15 protein-coding genes are annotated in these 17,218 nt (G+C 72.2%); 12 read left to right on the top strand and 3 right to left on the bottom strand.

All coding sequences use genetic code 11. The features are described 5' to 3' along the window. Positions 1 to 218 precede the first annotated feature (218 nt). The 8 genes from IN07_RS19490 to folP all read left to right on the top strand — a co-directional run bounded on the left by IN07_RS19490 (position 219) and on the right by folP (position 11,722). Positions 219 to 1,340 carry an aromatic ring-hydroxylating oxygenase subunit alpha gene (locus IN07_RS19490; RefSeq protein WP_036339169.1) on the top strand — a complete coding sequence of 374 codons (1,122 nt, stop codon included), beginning with the start codon at positions 219 to 221 and terminating at the stop codon, positions 1,338 to 1,340. 617 nt (positions 1,341 to 1,957) lie between these two features. After that, positions 1,958 to 3,253 (top strand): serine hydroxymethyltransferase, encoded by a 1,296-nt coding sequence (gene glyA, locus IN07_RS19485; RefSeq protein ID WP_036339220.1) that lies wholly within the window; start codon positions 1,958 to 1,960, stop codon positions 3,251 to 3,253. After that, positions 3,250 to 4,500, top strand: a complete 1,251-nt coding sequence (locus IN07_RS19480) for a sarcosine oxidase subunit beta family protein (protein WP_036339166.1) — start codon at positions 3,250 to 3,252, stop codon at positions 4,498 to 4,500. Before glyA ends, IN07_RS19480 begins: the two co-directional genes overlap by 4 nt. A 13-nt stretch (positions 4,501 to 4,513) precedes the next feature. After that, entirely contained in the window at positions 4,514 to 4,825 is a 312-nt protein-coding gene (locus IN07_RS19475; protein WP_036339163.1) for a sarcosine oxidase subunit delta, read from the top strand. Next, positions 4,822 to 7,689, top strand: a complete 2,868-nt coding sequence (locus IN07_RS19470) for a 2Fe-2S iron-sulfur cluster-binding protein (protein ID WP_036339160.1) — start codon at positions 4,822 to 4,824, stop codon at positions 7,687 to 7,689. The genes IN07_RS19475 and IN07_RS19470 overlap by 4 nt, the downstream gene beginning before the upstream one ends. Next, entirely contained in the window at positions 7,682 to 8,263 is a 582-nt protein-coding gene (locus IN07_RS19465) for a sarcosine oxidase subunit gamma (RefSeq protein WP_036339158.1), read from the top strand. Before IN07_RS19470 ends, IN07_RS19465 begins: the two co-directional genes overlap by 8 nt. A gap of 52 nt (positions 8,264 to 8,315) precedes the next feature. Next, complete coding sequence (locus tag IN07_RS19460) at positions 8,316 to 10,784, top strand: GcvT family protein (RefSeq protein WP_036339155.1); 2,469 nt, start codon at positions 8,316 to 8,318, stop codon at positions 10,782 to 10,784. 65 nt (positions 10,785 to 10,849) lie between these two features. Further along, positions 10,850 to 11,722, top strand: coding sequence for a dihydropteroate synthase (gene folP, locus IN07_RS19455; RefSeq protein WP_036339152.1), 873 nt, complete (start codon positions 10,850 to 10,852; stop codon positions 11,720 to 11,722). Positions 11,723 to 11,738: 16 nt separating this feature from the next. On the opposite strand, the gene IN07_RS19450 is transcribed toward folP, so the two are convergent. Then, the gene (locus IN07_RS19450) at positions 11,739 to 12,407 is read right to left on the bottom strand and encodes a GntR family transcriptional regulator (RefSeq protein WP_052091522.1); all 669 of its coding nucleotides are present in this window, start codon (positions 12,405 to 12,407) and stop codon (positions 11,739 to 11,741) included. 130 nt (positions 12,408 to 12,537) lie between these two features. Here IN07_RS19450 and IN07_RS19445 point away from each other — a divergent pair, with 130 nt between their 5' ends. From IN07_RS19445 to IN07_RS19435, 3 genes are read left to right on the top strand one after another with little or no spacing between them, the layout of a single operon-like run. Next, complete coding sequence (locus IN07_RS19445; RefSeq protein WP_036339149.1) at positions 12,538 to 13,911, top strand: L-serine ammonia-lyase; 1,374 nt, start codon at positions 12,538 to 12,540, stop codon at positions 13,909 to 13,911. A gap of 10 nt (positions 13,912 to 13,921) precedes the next feature. After that, on the top strand, positions 13,922 to 14,770 hold the full coding sequence (gene purU, locus IN07_RS19440; RefSeq protein ID WP_036339146.1) for a formyltetrahydrofolate deformylase: 849 nt from the start codon (positions 13,922 to 13,924) through the stop codon (positions 14,768 to 14,770). A gap of 42 nt (positions 14,771 to 14,812) precedes the next feature. Then, positions 14,813 to 15,460 carry a class I SAM-dependent methyltransferase gene (locus tag IN07_RS19435; RefSeq protein ID WP_036339143.1) on the top strand — a complete coding sequence of 216 codons (648 nt, stop codon included), beginning with the start codon at positions 14,813 to 14,815 and terminating at the stop codon, positions 15,458 to 15,460. A 142-nt stretch (positions 15,461 to 15,602) separates the two neighbouring features. Here the strand turns inward: IN07_RS19435 and IN07_RS19430 are convergent, their stop codons facing one another. After that, complete coding sequence (locus IN07_RS19430) at positions 15,603 to 15,803, bottom strand: DUF6186 family protein (RefSeq protein ID WP_036339140.1); 201 nt, start codon at positions 15,801 to 15,803, stop codon at positions 15,603 to 15,605. Beyond that, entirely contained in the window at positions 15,800 to 16,186 is a 387-nt protein-coding gene (locus IN07_RS19425; protein ID WP_231558480.1) for a hypothetical protein, read from the bottom strand. Before IN07_RS19425 ends, IN07_RS19430 begins: the two co-directional genes overlap by 4 nt. A 2-nt stretch (positions 16,187 to 16,188) precedes the next feature. Here IN07_RS19425 and IN07_RS19420 point away from each other — a divergent pair, with 2 nt between their 5' ends. Further along, on the top strand, positions 16,189 to 16,905 hold the full coding sequence (locus IN07_RS19420) for a CPBP family intramembrane glutamic endopeptidase (RefSeq protein WP_036339137.1): 717 nt from the start codon (positions 16,189 to 16,191) through the stop codon (positions 16,903 to 16,905). Positions 16,906 to 17,218 lie beyond the last annotated feature (313 nt).

The raw sequence follows: 17,218 nt of genomic DNA, 5'->3' as shown, positions 1-17,218 counted from the left end.
TCGCTGCGTGCGCCTGACGCGGACGGGGCGGCGATCGGGGCTGTTCGAGTGCTGTCCACACTCCGCGAGTTGTTGCGGCATGCGAGACCAGATGTGTAATGTGAAACACACCGGTCGTCGCGAGCTCGCTGACGGGTGACGTCCGTGAGCAGTCGCAGGGCCTGTGTTGTCCGAGTTCCGGCGTACCTCCGGGTCGCCGACGCCATCCGAGGTGCCGCATGACCATCACCGAACAGCCCGCGAGCCTCATCTCCACGCTGGCGGGCCGCTACTACACCGACCCCGCCGTCTTCGCGCTGGAGCAGTCGCGCGTCTTCGAGGACATGTGGTTCTGCGTCGTGCGATCGAGCGACCTGCCGACGCCCGGATCCTTCGAGAAGGTCCAGGTGGGCAAGGAGAGCGTGCTCGTGGTCCGCAGCCGGGACGGGCAGCTGCGCGCCTTCCTCAACATCTGCCGGCACCGCGGTGCGCAGATCTGCACGGAGGACTCGGGCACGGTCAAGCGGGCCTTCCAGTGCCCGTACCACGCCTGGACCTACGACCTCGAGGGCAAGCTGATCGCGGCCCCCAACCTGACCAAGATGCCCGACGTCGACCGGGTCGAGTACGGCCTGGTGCCGGTGGCGCTGCGTGAGTGGCTGGGCTACGCGTGGGTGTGCCTGGCGAAGGAGCCCCCGTCCTTCGAGGACGAGGTCGTGGGCGCCGTCGTCGAGCGCCTCGGGAGCGTGGAGGTGATCGACAGCTACGACGTCGACTCGCTGTCCGTGGGGCGCCGCATCACCTACGACGTCGAGGCGAACTGGAAGCTCATCATCGAGAACTTCATGGAGTGCTACCACTGCGCGACGATCCACCCGGAGCTCACCGAGGTGCTCCCCGAGTTCGCCGACGGGTACGCGGCACAGTTCTTCGTCGGGCACGGCGCGGAGTTCGGGGACGACGTCAAGGGCTTCACCGTCGACGGCAGCGAGGGCTTCGACCGGCTCCCGGGCGTCGACGAGGACCAGGACCGCCGCTACTACGCCATCACGGTCCGGCCGACGGTCTTCGTCAACCTGGCGCCGGACCACGTCATCTTCCACCGCATGTTCCCGGTCTCGGCCGACCGGACGATCGTGCAGTGCGACTGGCTGTACACCCGCGACGTGGTCGAGTCCGGCAGGGACGTGACGCGGTCGGTGGAGCTGTTCCACCGGGTCAACCAGCAGGACTTCGCCGCGTGCGAGCGGACCCAGCCGGCCATGTCCTCACGTGCCTACGCCAACGGCGGCGTCCTCGTGCCCTCCGAGCACCACATCGGCGCCTTCCACGAGTGGCTGACGCAGCGCCTGTCGGGCTGAGCAGGCACCGACCGCCGCGGGGTCGGGGGAGCGACGTCTTCCCGGCCCCGCGGCGCGTGCCCGTGGCCACGCACATGTCCCCCGTCGTGCGGTCGGCCCGACGGGGGGGCGACCGGGACGACGCGCTCGCTCACTTGTCCAGGACCACGACCGAGCGCAGGACCTCGCCCCGGCGGAAGGTCGTCCAGGGCCTCCTCGACGTCGTCCAGACCGATGGCCTCGCTGACGAACTCGTCCAGCGGGCAGCGGCCCTGGAGGTACAGGTCGAACGCCGCAGGCCTGCACATCGACGACGGCCTCACCCGGGCCGGGATCGGGGACCACGATCGTCTCGACGGTCACCGGTGCGCCCTTGTTTGCGGCCGACGACGCCCTTCACCTCGTGGGCCATGGCGGGGTCTCCTTCACTCGGGACGTGCGTGGCGGAGGCGGTGGTCCGGCTCCCTCGGTCGGGGAACCGCCTCGGTGCCGGCGAGCGGGACATCGCTGCCACGGACTCCTTGACCCCGCTCGTCCTCGACCCTACTGTGGTGCACCACTGATATACCAGTCCCCGTTCTCCAATCTCTGACAGGAGGAGCCGGATGGTGGCGCAGGTCGAAGGAGCTCTGCGGGCCGTGGCCGTCCCGGACCCCGTGCTCGACCGTTCACTGGCGGACACCGACCCGGAGGTCCACCGCGCGATCTCGGCCGAACTGACCCGGCAGCAGGAGACGCTGGAGATGATCGCCAGTGAGAACTTCGCGCCGGTGGCCGTCATGCAGGCCCAGGGCTCGGTGCTGACCAACAAGTACGCCGAGGGCTACCCGGGGCGGCGCTACTACGGCGGGTGCGAGCACGTCGACGTGATCGAGCAGCTGGCCATCGACCGGCTGAAGGGGCTGTTCGGCGCGGAGTACGCCAACGTGCAGCCGCACTCGGGTGCGCAGGCCAACGCCGCGGCCATGTCGGCCCTGCTGGACCCGGGCGACACCATCCTGGGCCTGGACCTGGCCCACGGGGGGCACCTGACCCACGGCATGCGGCTCAACTTCTCCGGCAAGCTCTACGACGTCGCGGCGTACCACGTCCGAGCCGACGACCACCTCGTGGACATGGCCGAGGTGGAGCGGCTGGCCCACGAGCGGCAGCCCCGGCTCATCGTGGCGGGCTGGTCGGCCTACCCCAGGCAGCTCGACTTCGCCGAGTTCCGGCGGATCGCCGACGAGGTCGGGGCCTACCTGATGGTCGACATGGCGCACTTCGCGGGGCTGGTCGCCGCCGGGCTGCACCCGTCGCCCGTCCCGCACGCACACGTGGTCACCTCGACCACCCACAAGACGCTCGGCGGGCCGCGCGGCGGCGTCATCCTCGCCACGGGGGAGCTGGCCAAGAAGTTCAACTCCGCGGTCTTCCCCGGTCAGCAGGGTGGCCCGCTCGAGCACGTGATCGCCGCCAAGGCCGTCGCCTTCAAGCTCGCGGGCGAACCGGCCTTCCGGGAGCGCCAGGAGCGCACGCTGGCCGGCGCCCGACTGCTGGCCGAGCGGCTGCTCGCCCCCGACTCCCGCGAGGCCGGCATCGACGTGGTCAGCGGCGGCACCGACGTCCACCTCGTGCTGGTGGACCTGCGGCACTCGGAGCTGGACGGCCGGCAGGCCGAGGACCGGCTGCACTCGATCGGCATCACCGTCAACCGCAACGCGGTGCCCTTCGACCCCCGCCCGCCGATGGTCAGCTCCGGTGTCCGGATCGGCACCCCTGCCCTGGCGGCGCGCGGCTTCGACCTCGACGACTTCGCCGAGGTCGCCGACGTGATCGCCGCAGCCCTGCGGCCCGCGGTGGGCGAGGAGCAGCTCGCGGGGCTCCGCGCGCGGGTCACCCGGCTGGCCGGCCGGCACCCGCTCTACCCCGACCTGACGGAGGTCCCCCGATGAGTCCCGGTCCCTCCCACGCCCCACGCACCCCCGGCGCGGACCTGCCGGAGCACCCCGACTTCCTGTGGCGTGACCCGGAGCCGAAGCGGTCCTACGACGTGGTGATCGTGGGCGGGGGCGGGCACGGCCTGGCCACCGCGCACTACCTGGCGAAGAACCACGGGATCACGAACGTCGCCGTCCTGGAGAAGGGCTGGCTGGCGGGCGGCAACATGGCCCGCAACACCACGATCATCCGCTCCAACTACCTGTGGGACGAGAGCTCGGCGATCTACGAGCAGTCGCTCAAGCTGTGGGAGGGGCTCGAGGAGGACCTCGGCTACCCGATCCTGTTCAGCCAGCGCGGCGTGCTCAACCTCGCCCACACCCTGCAGGACGTCCGCGACAGCGTGCGGCGGGTCGAGGCCAACAAGCTCAACGGTGTCGACGCGGAGTGGCTGGAGCCCGACGAGGTCCGCAGGGTCTGCCCGATCGTCAACACCTCCACCGACATCCGCTATCCCGTCCTGGGGGCCACCTACCAGCCTCGGGCCGGCATCGCCAAGCACGACTACGTCGCCTGGGGCTTCGCCCGCCGCGCCCACGAGGCCGGCATCGACCTCATCCAGGACTGCGAGGTCACCGGGTTCGCCACCGACGGCAACCGGGTCACCGGTGTGCAGACCACGCGCGGCACCATCGCCGCCGGCACGGTCGCCCTCTGCGCCGCCGGCCAGACCTCGGTGCTCACCGACATGCTCGGGATCAGGGTGCCGGTGCAGAGCCACCCGCTGCAGGCGCTGGTCTCCGAACTGCTCGAGCCCGTGCACCCCACGGTGGTCATGTCCAACGCCGTGCACGTGTACGTCTCCCAGGCGCACAAGGGCGAGCTGGTCATGGGCGCCGGCGTCGACTCCTACAACGGCTACGGGCAGCGCGGCGCCTTCCACGTCATCGAACGTCAGATGGCCGCCGCGGTCGAGCTCTTCCCGGTGTTCGCCCGCGCCCACCTGCTGCGCACCTGGGCCGGGATCGTCGACACCAGCCCCGACGCCTCGCCGATCGTGGGCCGGACCCCCTACGACAACGTCTACCTGAACTGCGGCTGGGGCACCGGCGGGTTCAAGGCCACCCCCGGCGTCGGCTGGGCACTGGCGCACACCATCGCCCACGGCGAGCCCCACGCGAACGTGGCGCCGTTCACCCTCGACCGCTTCGTCACCGGCGCGCTGGTCGACGAGCACGGCGCCGCCGCCGTGGCCCACTGACCAGGGAGTCCCCGTGCAGCTCATCGAATGCCCGTGGTGCGGCCCCCGCGAGGAGGTCGAGTTCCACTACGGCGGCCAGGCCCACGTCCCGTACCCGGACCACCCCGCCGAGGTCTCCGACGAGGAGTGGGCGCACTACGTGTTCTTCCGCGACAACACCAAGGGCCGCTTCGCCGAGCGCTGGTGCCACAGCGCCGGCTGCCGTCGCTGGTTCAACGCGATCCGCGACACCGCCACCTACCGCTTCGAGAGCGTCCACCGCCTCGACGCCCCCCAGCCGCACGCGACCGAGCTCGCGAGGTCACGCAGGAGCACAGCCCCATGACCAGCCCCTTCCGCACCGCCGAGGGCGGCCGCATCGACCGCGCCACGACCCTCGAGTTCACCTTCGACGGGCAGACCCACACCGGCCATCCCGGTGACACGCTCGCCTCGGCCCTGCTCGCCGCCGGCCGGCACCAGGTCGCCACGAGCATCAAGCTGGGCCCACCCCGCGGCATCGCCGCGGCCTGGGCCGAGGACCCGGGTGGCCTGGTGCAGATCGAGGAGCCCTTCCCCGAGCCCATGCTGCTGGCCACCACGGTGGAACTCCACGACGGGCTGGTCGCCCACGGTCTGCCGGGGCAGGGCCGCCTCGCCGAGATCTCCGACTCCGCCCGGTACGACGCCGTCCACCACCACGTCGACGTGCTCGTGGTGGGTGCCGGGCCGGCGGGCCTGGCCGCCGCGCTCACCGCCGCCCGCTCCGGTGCCCGCGTCGCCCTGGTCGACGACCAGTCCGAGGCGGGCGGCTCGCTGCTGAGCGGCACCGACCGCCTCGACGGCGGCCCGGCGCTGGAGTGGGTCGCCGCGGCGGTCGCCGAGCTCGCCGGCCACCCCGAGGTCCTGCACCTGCAGCGCACCACCGCCTTCGGCAGCTACGACGACGGCTTCGTCCTTGCCCTGGAGCGGCGCACCGACCACCTCGGGACGGCGGCGCCCAAACACGTCTCGCGTCAGCGGGTGTGGCGCCTCCGAGCCCGCTCCGTCGTCGTCGCGACCGGGGCCCACGAGCGGCCGGTGGTCTTCAGCGACAACGACCGCCCGGGCACCATGCTCGCCGGCGCCGCGCGCACGTTCCTGCACCGCTACGGCGTGCTGCCCGGCCGCCAGGCCGTCGTGTTCACCACGAACGACAGCGCCTACGACGCCGCCCTGGACCTGCACCGCGCGGGCGTGCGCGTCCAGGCAGTGGTCGACGCCCGGCCGGCGGGCTCGCCGCGCCGGGAGGAGTGCGAGCGCGCCGGGATCCGGGTCCTGTCCGGGGCCGTCGTGACGGGGACGCAGGGCGTCGAGCGGATCACGCACGCCCGCGTCGCCGCGTTCGCGGACGGAGAGGTCGGCGCCGTCAGCGCGATCGCCTGCGACGTGCTGCTGGTCAGCGGTGGCTGGAACCCGGCGGTGCACCTGTTCAGCCAGGCCCGCGGACGGCTCCGCTACGACGAGGCCCTCGGGGCGTTCCTCCCCGCGGAGGAGCTCGACGGCCTGTCGGTCACCGGTGCGGCGGCCGGTGTGTTCGACCTGGCGGGGTGCCTGACCGACGGGCAGCGCGTGGCCCGCGCCGCCCTGACCGCGCTGGCGGTCCCGCCGCCGGGGGAGGACCGGCTGCCCACGGCGCCGGAGCCGGTCGCGCCAGCGGCGCCCCTGGTGCTGTGGCGGGTGCCGGACACCTCCGGCGCCGGCGGGCACACCTCCTTCGTCGACCTGCAGCGCGACGCGACGGTCGCCGACATCGAACGGGCGGTCGGCGCCGGCCTGCGCTCCATCGAGCACATCAAGCGCTACACGACGATCGGGACCGCGCACGACCAGGGCAAGACCTCCGGCGTCCTCACCTCGGGGATCACCGCCGAGCTGCTCGGGGTCCCGGTGCAGGCCACCGGGACCACCACGTTCCGCCCGCCCTACACCCCGGTGGCCTTCGCTGCCCTCGCCGGCCGCGACCGCGGTCGGCTCTTCGACCCCGAGCGGGTCACGTCGCTGCACGACTGGCACGTGGCGGCCGGCGCGGTCTTCGAGGACGTCGGTCAGTGGAAGCGTCCCCGCCACTACCCGCGGCCCGGTGAGGACATGGAGGCTGCGGTCCTCCGCGAGTGCGCCGCCGCCCGCACCGGCGTCGGGCTCCTCGACGGCTCGACGCTGGGCAAGATCGACGTCCAGGGCCCCGATGCCGCCGTCCTCCTCGACCGGCTGTACACGAACCTGATGAGCAGCCTCAAGGTCGGCTCCGTCCGCTACGGCGTCATGTGCGGCGTCGACGGCATGGTGATCGACGACGGCACCGTGCTGCGCCTGGCCGAGGACCGTTTCCTGCTGCTCACCACCACCGGCGGTGCGGCGAAGGTCCTCGACTGGATGGAGGAGTGGGCCCAGACGGAGTGGCCGGACCTGCGGGTGCACTGCACCTCGGTCACCGAGCAGTGGAACACGTTCCCCGTCGTCGGCCCCCGCTCCCGCGACGTCATCGGCGCCGTCTTCCCCCAGGTGGACGTCGCCAACGAGGCGTTCCCGTTCATGACCTGGCGGGACGCCACCCTCGACGGGGTGCCGGTCCGGCTGGCCCGGATCAGCTTCTCCGGCGAGCTCGCCTTCGAGGTCTACGTCAACCCCTGGTACGGGGTCGCGGTGTGGGAGCGGCTGCTCGAGGCCGGCCGCCCGTACGGGATCACGCCGTACGGCACCGAGACCATGCACGTCCTGCGCGCGGAGAAGGGCTACCCGATCATCGGGCAGGACACCGACGGCACCGTCACCCCGCACGACCTGGGCATGGCGTGGGCGGTGTCGAAGAAGAAGCCCGACTTCGTCGGCAAGCGCTCCTTCGCCCGCCAGGCCAACCAGGACCCGCTGCGCAAGCAGCTGGTCGGGCTCCTGCCCGTCGACCGGCGGACGGTGCTGCCGGAGGGCTCGCAGATCGTGGAGCTCCACGCCGACGGCCAGCTGCCACCACCGCCGGTGCCCATGCTCGGCCACGTCACCTCCAGTTACCGCAGCGCCGAGCTGGCGCGTCCCTTCGCCCTCGCCCTGGTCAAGGGGGGCCGGTCGCGCATCGGTGACACCGTCCACGTCCCCGTCGACGGCACCCTCGTCCCGGTCGAGGTCACCGGCTCGGTGCTGGTCGACCCCGAAGGAGCCCGTCGCGATGGCTGAGCTGCTGCGAACCCACCCGCTCGAGGCGTGGAGCACCGCCCTGGAGCGGCTGCCCGACACCGTCGGCATCACCGTCGAACCGTTCGTGGCGATGGCCGTCGTCCGGCTCGGTGCGGTCGGTGCGGCGTCGGAGGCACTGGGCGCCGGCCTGCCGACGACGCCCAACACCTGGGTGCCGGCCGGATCGGGCCGGGCGGTCTGGCTCGGTCCGGACGAGTGGCTGCTGAGCAGCACCACGGACACCCCGGAGGAGCTCGAGGCGCGGATCCGTGCCGCGGTCGTCCCGCTGGGCGGGTCGGTGACCGACGTCTCCGCCCAGCGGATCGGCCTGCGGCTGACCGGCGAGCGGGTGCGCGACGTGCTCGCCAAGGGCTGCTCGATCGACCTGCACCCGCGGGTCTTCGGCCGGGGGAGCAGCGCGCAGACGCTGTTGGGTCAGGCCGGCGTCGTGCTGATGGCCCTCTCCGACGCCGGCGACGACTTCGTGGTCCTCGTCCGCTCGTCCTTCGCCGGCTACCTCGCCGACTGGCTGCTGGACGCGGCCCTCGAGTTCACCCCCACCCACGACAGCTGAACGACCCTCGTCGTCCGTCCCCGGATCCACCGGCACGTCAGGAGCGAAAGCCATGTCCAGCACCCCACGTGTGGTCATCATCGGAGCGGGGATCGTCGGCGCCAACCTGGCCGACGAGCTGACCGCCCGTGGCTGGGACCGCGTCACCGTGGTCGATCAGGGACCCCTCCCGCTCACCGGGGGCTCCACCTCCCACGCGCCCGGGCTGGTCTTCCAGACCAACGCGTCCAAGACGATGACGGCGCTGGCCAGCTACACCGTGGAGAAGTTCTCGAGCATCGACGTCGACGGCGCCTGGTGCTTCAACCAGGTCGGCGGGCTCGAGATCGCGACCACGCCGGAGCGGCTGGCTGACCTGCACCGCAAGCAGGGCTGGGCCACCTCCTGGGGTGTCGAGGCGCAGGTGGTCGACGTGGACGAGTGCGTGCGACTGCACCCGCTGGTCGACCGCGACCGGATCCTCGGCGGCCTGCACATCCCCAGCGACGGCCTGGCGAAGGCCTCGCGGGCGGTCGTCGCGCTGGCCCGTCGCGCGGAGGCCCGGGGAGCCCGCTTCCAGGGCTCGACCCGCGTGACCGGTGTCGAGCAGACCGGCGGCCGGGTGACCGGCGTCCGGACCCCGGACGGCGTCATCCCCGCCGACATCGTGGTGTCCTGCGCCGGCTTCTGGGGAGTGGAGCTCGGCGCCATGGTCGGGATGGACGTGCCGCTGCTGCCGCTCGCCCACCAGTTCGCCTGGACGGGGCAGGTGCCGGAACTGGTCGGCCGCAACGACGAGTTGAGCGAGGCGAGCCTGCCGATCCTGCGCCACCAGGACCAGGACCTCTACTTCCGCGAGCGCGTCGACCGCCTCGGCATCGGCTCCTACGCCCACCGGCCGATGCCGGTCGACCTGCGCGAGCTGCCGCAGGGGGACGGCGTGCATGAGTCGTCGATGCCGTCCATGCTGCCCTTCACCGAGGAGGACTTCGCCCCGGTCTGGGAGGAGAGCCAGCTCCTCCTGCCCTCCCTCCGCTCGTCGAAGATCGACTCCGGCTTCAACGGGGTCTTCTCCTTCACCCCGGACGGCGGCCCGCTGGTCGGCGAGTCCCGCGACGTCAGGGGCTTCTTCATCGCGGAGGCGGTCTGGGTCACCCACTCGGCGGGGGTGGCCAGGGCGGTGGCCCAGCTGCTCGTCGACGGGCGGTCGGAGGTCGACCTGCACGGGTGCGACGTCCACCGGTTCGAGGAGGTCCAGCTCGGGCCGGAGTACGTGAGCGAGACCTCGCAGCAGAACTTCGTGGAGGTCTACGACATGCTGCACCCGCTGCAGCCACGGCTGTCCCCGCGCGACCTGCGGGTCAGCCCCTTCCACGCCCGGCAGCGCGAGCTCGGCGCCGTCTTCCTCGAGGGGGCCGGCTGGGAGCGTCCGCACTGGTACGAGGCCAATGCGGCGCTGTTGGCGGAGCTGCCTCCGGAGTGGACCCCGCCGGCGCGTGACCCGTGGAGCGCGCAGTTCCACTCGCCCATCGCGGCCGCCGAGGCGTGGCGCACGCGCACGGCCGTGGCGATGTACGACATGACGCCGCTCAAGCGGCTCGAGGTCAGCGGTCCCGGCGCCCTCGGCCTCCTGCAGCGGCTGACGACGGGCGAGATGGACAAGTCGGTCGGGGCGGTCACCTACACCCTCGTCCTGGACGAGGCCGGCGGCGTCCGCAGCGACCTCACCGTTGCCCGGCTGGGTGAGCAGCTGTTCCAGATCGGGGCCAACGGACCCCTCGACCACGACCACCTGCAACGCCAGGCGCCCGAGGACGGCACCGTCCAGATCCGGGACATCACCGGGGGCACGTGCTGCATCGGCCTGTGGGGCCCACGGGCCCGCGACCTGGTCCAGCGGGTCAGCTCCGACGACTTCACCAACGACGGGCTGAAGTACTTCCGCGCCAAGCCGGCCCGGATCGGGGGAGTGCCGGTCACGGCGATGCGGCTGTCCTACGTCGGCGAGCTCGGCTGGGAGATCTACACCAGCGCCGACAACGGTCAGCGGTTGTGGGACGTGCTGTGGCGGGCCGGCCAGGACCTCGGCGTGGTCGCCGCCGGCCGGGCCGCCTTCAACAGCCTCCGGCTGGAGAAGGGTTACCGCGCCTGGGGCCACGACATGACCACGGAGCACGACCCGTACGAGGCCGGTCTCGGCTTCGCCGTCCGCAAGCAGAAGAAGACCGACTTCGTGGGCCGCCAGGCCGTCGAGGGGCTCAGCGAGGACACGGTGAGCCGCCGGCTGTCCTGCCTGACCATCGACGACGGACGCAGCGTCGTCCTCGGCCACGAGCCGGTGTTCGTCGACGGGCGTCCGGTCGGCTACGTGACCAGCGCGGCCTTCGGGCACACCGTCGGCCGGTCGATCGCCTACGCCTGGCTCCCGGCCTCGGCGACCGTCGGCACGGCCGTCGAGATCGAGTACTTCGGCACTCGCATCCGGGCGACGGTCGCCGCCGAACCGCTGGTGGACCCGGAGATGACCCGGATCCGCGGCTGAGACCGGACCCCTTCCTCGGCATGCCACCGGACGGCGTGCCGGGGACAGACAGATCGGACGACGTCATGACCCTGGCGCACGCTGTGCCCGGTCTGCCGGCGGGCAGTGCCGGCTCGCCGCACTCCCTCGGCGGGGCTCTCGCGGCGAGGCGGCCGTTGGTCTGCGGCATCCTCAACGTCACTCCCGACTCCTTCTCCGACGTGGGGCGGTGTCCCACCGTCGCCGCAGCCGTGGAGCACGGGTGCACGCTCGCCGACGACGGGGCGGACCTCATCGACGTCGGCGGGGAGTCCACCCGGCCCGGGTCCCACCCGCCGACCCTCGCCGAGGAACTGGATCGCGTCGTCCCGGTGGTCGAGGAACTGGTGCGGCGGCTCGCGGTGCCGCTGTCCGTGGACACCTCGCGGCCCGAGGTGATGCGGGAGGCCGTCGCCGCCGGCGCGAGCATGATCAACGACGTACGGGCACTCCGGTCACCGGGTGCACTGGAGGCCGCCGCGGAGTCGGGGGTGCCGGTGTGCCTGATGCACATGCAGGGCTCGCCGGACACCATGCAGCGCGAGCCCCGCTACGAGGGCGTCGTGCCCGAGGTGCGTGCCTTCCTCGCCGAGCGACTGCGGACCTGCGTGGAGGCCGGCATCCGGCCGGAGCACCTGGTGGTCGATCCGGGCTTCGGGTTCGGGAAGGACCTGTCGCACGACCTCGCGCTCCTGGCGTCCCTCGGCAGGCTCAGCAGCCTCGGTGTGCCGATCATGGTCGGGCTGTCCCGCAAGTCCATGCTCGGGCAGCTCACCGGTCGGGCCGTGGGGGAGCGGCTGCCCGCCTCCCTGGCCGCGGCCGTCATCGCCGCCCAGCGGGGTGCTGCGGTGCTGCGCGTGCACGACGTGGCGGCCACGCGGGACGTCCTCGCCGTCCTGGCGGCCGTCGAGACGGTCTGACGGGGCCCGGCGGCTGTCAGATCACCGCACGGATGGCCCGCTCGAAGCCCAGCACGTGCTCACGGGCCAGGTCACTGGCCCGGTCGGGCTCACCGGCCGCGATCGCCCGGAGCAGGTCCACGTGTTCCCCGACGTGCTCGTCGACCTTCGGCAGGCGGTCCAGGAACAGGCAGAAGATGCGCGTCGCCAGGTTGTCGTAGCGGATGAGCACGTCCTCGAGGTGCGGGTTGCCGGCGGCCCGGTAGATGGTCCGGTGCACGGCCAGGTCCCAGCGCATCAGCTCCGTCCGGTCGAGCTGGCCCACGTCGAGGTGCTCGATGCGCAGGGCCAGCTCCTCGAGTTCGGCCGGCCCGGTTCGGGAGGCCCGGTCCGCGGCGCGGCGGGCCGCCAGCGGCTCCAGTTGGGCGCGGATGTCGGAGATGTGGGCGAGATCGGAGATGTCCATGCCGGTCGCGAACGTGCCGCGTCGTGGGTACGACACGACCAGACGGTCGACCTCCAGTCGCTTCAGCGCCTCGCGGACCGGGGTCCGGCCCACGCCGAGGTCCTGTGCGAGTGCGTCGTCGTCGATGGGATCGCCCGGGCTGATGGCCAGCATGATCAGCCGGTCCCGGATCGCCACGTACGCCTTGTCCGCCAAGGAGGTGACGGCGGACGGGTCCAGGTCCAGCGGTACGGCGGTCACGCCCTGATCGTAGGGGCTGACGATCGCCGAGACTTGCCTCCATGTGGTGAAAGACATACGCTGATCCTACAACTGGTATATCAACCAGTGACCGCGATCGCTCCGGCCGCCGGTGCTGCGAGGAGCCTGCATGACCATCAGCGCCTTCGACCTGTTCAAGGTGGGGATCGGCCCGTCCAGCTCGCACACCGTCGGGCCCATGCGTGCGGCCTGCTCCTTCGCGTCCCGGCTGCACGACGAGGCGCTGCTCCCTCGTGTCGCCGGGGTGCGCTGCGAGCTCTTCGGGTCCCTCGGTGCCACCGGACACGGACACGGCAGCGTCAAGGCGGTCGTCCTGGGCCTCGAGGGCGAACGACCCGACCTGGTCGACCCGGTGGCCGCCCAACCCCGGGTCGACGCCGTTCGTACCGAGGGCAAGCTCCGGCTGGCGGGCGAGCACCTCATCTCCTTCTCCATCGACGACGACGTCGTGCTCCACCGGCGCAAGCGCCTCGACTTCCACAGCAACGGCATGCTCTTCCGGGCGCTGGACGCGCACGGCGACGAGATCAGCCGACGGGAGTACTACTCGGTGGGCGGCGGGTTCGTCCTCGACGAGGACGACGCGGGCAACCCGGCCATCGTCGAGGACTCGACACCGGTGCGGTACCCGTTCCACAGCGGTGAGGAGCTGCTGGCCCGGACGCGGGAGACGGGCCTGCGGATCAGCGACGTGATGCTGGCCAACGAGCTGGCCTGGCGCACCGAGGCGGAGGTCCGCGCCGGACTGCTGCACATCTGGTCGGTGATGCAGGAGTGCGTGGACCGCGGCACCCAGGCCTCCGGCGTCCTGCCCGGGGGGCTCAAGGTGCGCCGGCGCGCCGCCGCACTCCGCACCCAGCTGGAGGAGCACCCGGACGAGTCCGACCCGCTCCGGGCGATGGAGTGGGTGACGCTCTACGCCCTCTCGGTGAACGAGGAGAACGCGGCCGGCGGACAGGTGGTCACCGCTCCCACGAACGGCGCCGCCGGCATCGTGCCCGCCGTCCTGCACTACTACCGCGACTTCGTCGACTCCTACTCCGAGGACGGGGTGGTGCGCTTCCTGCTCACCGCCGCGGCGATCGGGCTGCTGTTCAAGGAGAACGCGTCCATCTCGGGTGCCGAGGTGGGCTGCCAGGGGGAGGTCGGCTCCGCCTGCTCCATGGCCGCCGCAGGCCTCGCCGAGATCATCGGGGGGACCCCGGAGCAGGTGGAGAACGCCGCCGAGATCGGCATCGAGCACAACCTCGGCCTCACCTGCGACCCCGTCGGGGGGCTCGTGCAGATCCCGTGCATCGAGCGCAACGCCGTCGGCTCGATCAAGGCCATCACCGCGGCCCGCATGGCCGTCCGGGGCGACGGCCGGCACCACGTCTCCCTGGACAAGGCGATCAAGACCATGCGCGAGACCGGCGCGGACATGAAGGACAAGTACAAGGAGACCGCCCGTGGCGGGCTGGCGCTCAACATCGTCGAGTGCTGAGGAGGCACCCGTGTCCCACCCCTTCACCCTCACGCTCAGTTGCGCCGAGCGCCCGGGCATCGTGCACGCCGTCAGCTCGTTCCTGTTCGAGCAGGGCTGCGACATCGTCGAGCACCAGCAGTTCGACGACCCGCTCCGCGGGCAGTTGTTCCTGCGCACGGCGTTCGTCTGCGCCGAGGACAGCGACGTCGACCGCTTGTCCCGGGCATTCGGCGCGGTGGCCGACCAGTTCGGGATGTCGTACCGGGTCGCCGGCGATCAGCCGGAGCGGATCCTCGTGATGGTCTCCAAGCTCGGGCACTGCCTGAACGACCTGATCTTCCGGTGGCGGGCGGGCAACCTCGGCGGAGAGCTGGTCGCGGTGGTCTCCAACCACGAGGACCTGCGGCCGATGGCGGAGGCCGCCGGCCTGTCCTTCGAGCACGTGCCCGTGACCCCGACCACGAAGCGCCAAGCCGAGGCCCGGCTGCTCGAACTGGTCGACGCCTACCGCGTCGACCTGGTGGTGCTCGCCCGGTACATGCAGGTCCTCTCCGACGAGACGTGCGCGTCGCTCTACGGACGGGCGATCAACATCCACCACTCGTTCCTGCCTGGTTTCAAGGGCGCCAAGCCCTACCACCAGGCGTTCGACCGCGGCGTCAAGCTGGTGGGGGCGACCGCCCACTACGTGACCCCCGAGCTGGACGAGGGCCCGATCATCGAGCAGGAGGTCATCCGGATCGACCACACCCACGACCCCCGCGCCCTGGCCACCGTGGGCCAGGACGCCGAGGCGCTCGCGCTCTCCCGGGCCGTGCGCTGGCACAGCGAGCGGCGGGTGCTGCTCAACGGTCACAGCACGGTGGTCTTCCGCTGAACCCGGCGGCGGAGGCCCAGGCGCGTGACTGATCCTGGGGCTGTGCCGTCCGCTGTCGCTCCCGTCCACCACCCCGTCTTCGCCCGTGTCTTCGGTCGGCTCGCCGCGGCGGGGGAGCGGTTCGGGCTGGCCGAGGTACGGGGGAGACTGCTCGCCGACACTGCCGGCCGGGTGCTCGAGGTGGGGGCGGGATCGGGCAGCAACTTCGCGCACTACCCGCACGCGGTCGGTCAGGTGGTCGCCGTCGAGCCGGAGCCGCATCTGCGCCGACTCGCCGAGCAGGCCGCCGGACGAGCACCCGTGCCGGTGAGCGTGGTGGACGGCGTCGCGGAGGCGTTGCCCGCCGGCGACCGCGAGTTCGACACGGCCGTCGTCACGCTGGTCCTGTGCAGCGTGGCCGACCAGCCGCGCGCGCTGGCCGAGCTGCACCGGGTGCTCCGCCCCGGCGGGCGGCTGGTCTTCTGGGAGCACGTCCGGGCCGAGCGGCCGCCGCTGACGATCGTGCAGGACGCCCTCGACCGCACCGTCTGGCCGCTGCTGAGCGGTGGATGCCACGTCGGACGGGACACCGCCGCGGCGATCACCGCCGCCGGCTTCACCGTGGAGCGCCTGGAGCGTCGTCGCATGCCGGACACGCGGATCCAGCTGCCCATGGCGCCGCACATCGTCGGCACCGCGCGGCGGAGGTAGCCCGGGCAGTTCCGATCCCGGCGCTGGTACGAGGACGGCATCGTCCAGGGCGGTTCCGACGTGACGTGACGAGGGACTGAGCCCGCCCGCCCGCACACGCCTGCGACGTCATGGCGGACCGCCCGGACGAGCGTCGTGCGCATCAACGGGCCAGGAAGTGCACGCCGAGCCAGAGCCAGGTGAGCAGGACGACTGCGCGGCCGGGCGTCGTCCGCATGGCGGCGCACAGAGCTCGACCCGCGGTGGCCGGACCGAGTCCGAGCCGGGCGCAGACCTCGATCGCCACACCGACGACGAGCAACCCCAGGAAGCCGGCAGCGCTCAGGAGGACGCCGTTGGTCATCGCTGTGGCCGGCGGCGCGGACGATCGAGCAGCCAGGCCCCGATGGCCAGCCAGCACACGGTGGCGGCGCCGCGCAGCAGCGGTTCGGCGAGGAACGGATCCGCGAGATCGCTCGCCGTCGGCAGCTGGTCGTCGGCGAGGGTCACGAGTTCCCAGGACACGGCGGCGGTCACGAGGGCGAGCCACGGCAGCCCTCGTCGCCCCACCGGTGGAGCGGTCTGGCCCGACTGCCGCACCAGCGCCACGACGACGACGGCGGTCCCGGCGGCACCGATCACGACGAGCGCCCCCACCGACAGTTCGCCCCAGACCAGTACAGCAGCGACGCAGGACAGCGCCATGGCCGCGAAGGTGAGCCGGCGCGCGAACGGGGAAGACCTCACGCGTGCACGTTCGCCCAGCAGGCCGCCGGGGCGCGCTCCTGTTCGCCGCCTCCGTCGCCGTGCTCCTCGCCGCCTGGAACAACGTCGTCATCACCCGGACGCCGGGCTACCCGCAGTCCTACGTCCCGGTCAACCTGGCGGCGACGGGCCTGCTCCTCGTGGGGGCTCGGTCCGTCGGCTTCACCTGGAAGGAGCTGGGACTCGATCCGAGGAGGGTCCGGGCCGGACTGCGATGGGGCGGAGCGTGCTCCGCCGTGGTCGCCGCCGGCTATGCGGCCGGCCTAGCGGTCTCGGCGGTCCGCCCCCTCCTGGCGGACGCACGGCTCGCCGGTGCCAGCTCCGCCGAGGTCGCCTACCAGGCGCTGGTCCGGATCCCGCTCGGCACCGTCCTGTGGGAGGAGACGGCCTTCCGTGGCGTCCTGCTGGCGGCGCTGATGCGTGTTGTGGGGCCGCGTACGGCCGTCGCGGTCTCGGCGGTCCTCTTCGGGATCTGGCACATCCGTCCCACGCTGAGCGCGGCCACGGCCAACACCCTGACCGACGGGCCTGCGGGACTCGTCGTCGCCGTCCTGCTGGGATGTGCGTTCACGGCGGCGGCGGGGGTCCTCTTCGCCTGGCTGCGCCTCCGGAGCGGCAGCCTGCTGGCCCCGGCCCTCCTCCACCTGGCGACGAACAGTCTGGGTGCGCTGGCCGCAACCGCTGCCCACCGTCTCGGATGAGCCTCAGCGGGGGCGTCCGCTGCGGCTCATCCGAGACCGGACGTACCGGAGCCAGGAACGACAGAACCCCCACGGCCCTGGGCGGTGAGGGTTCAACGCGGTGTCCGAGGGGCGACACGCCACCTACGCACACGGCTACGGCCGTGAGCATGCGAGCCACCTGGTTCGCGGACGCGCCTGTGGCGATCAGCACCAGCACCTGGGTCTCCCGTGCAGTCAAGTCTGCCGGCCCAGAGGCTCGGCGGGACGTCTCGCACGGTGGTCATGAGAGGTCGCCCGCCCGCCACAGCCGTCCGGAGGCGCACGTGCCGAA

It is taken from the genome of Modestobacter caceresii (genome assembly GCF_000761485.1).
GTDB classification, from domain to species: Bacteria; Actinomycetota; Actinomycetes; order Mycobacteriales; family Geodermatophilaceae; genus Modestobacter; species Modestobacter caceresii.
Note: the sequence above shows the minus strand (reverse complement) of the source record. Positions and strands in the feature narration are given on the sequence as shown.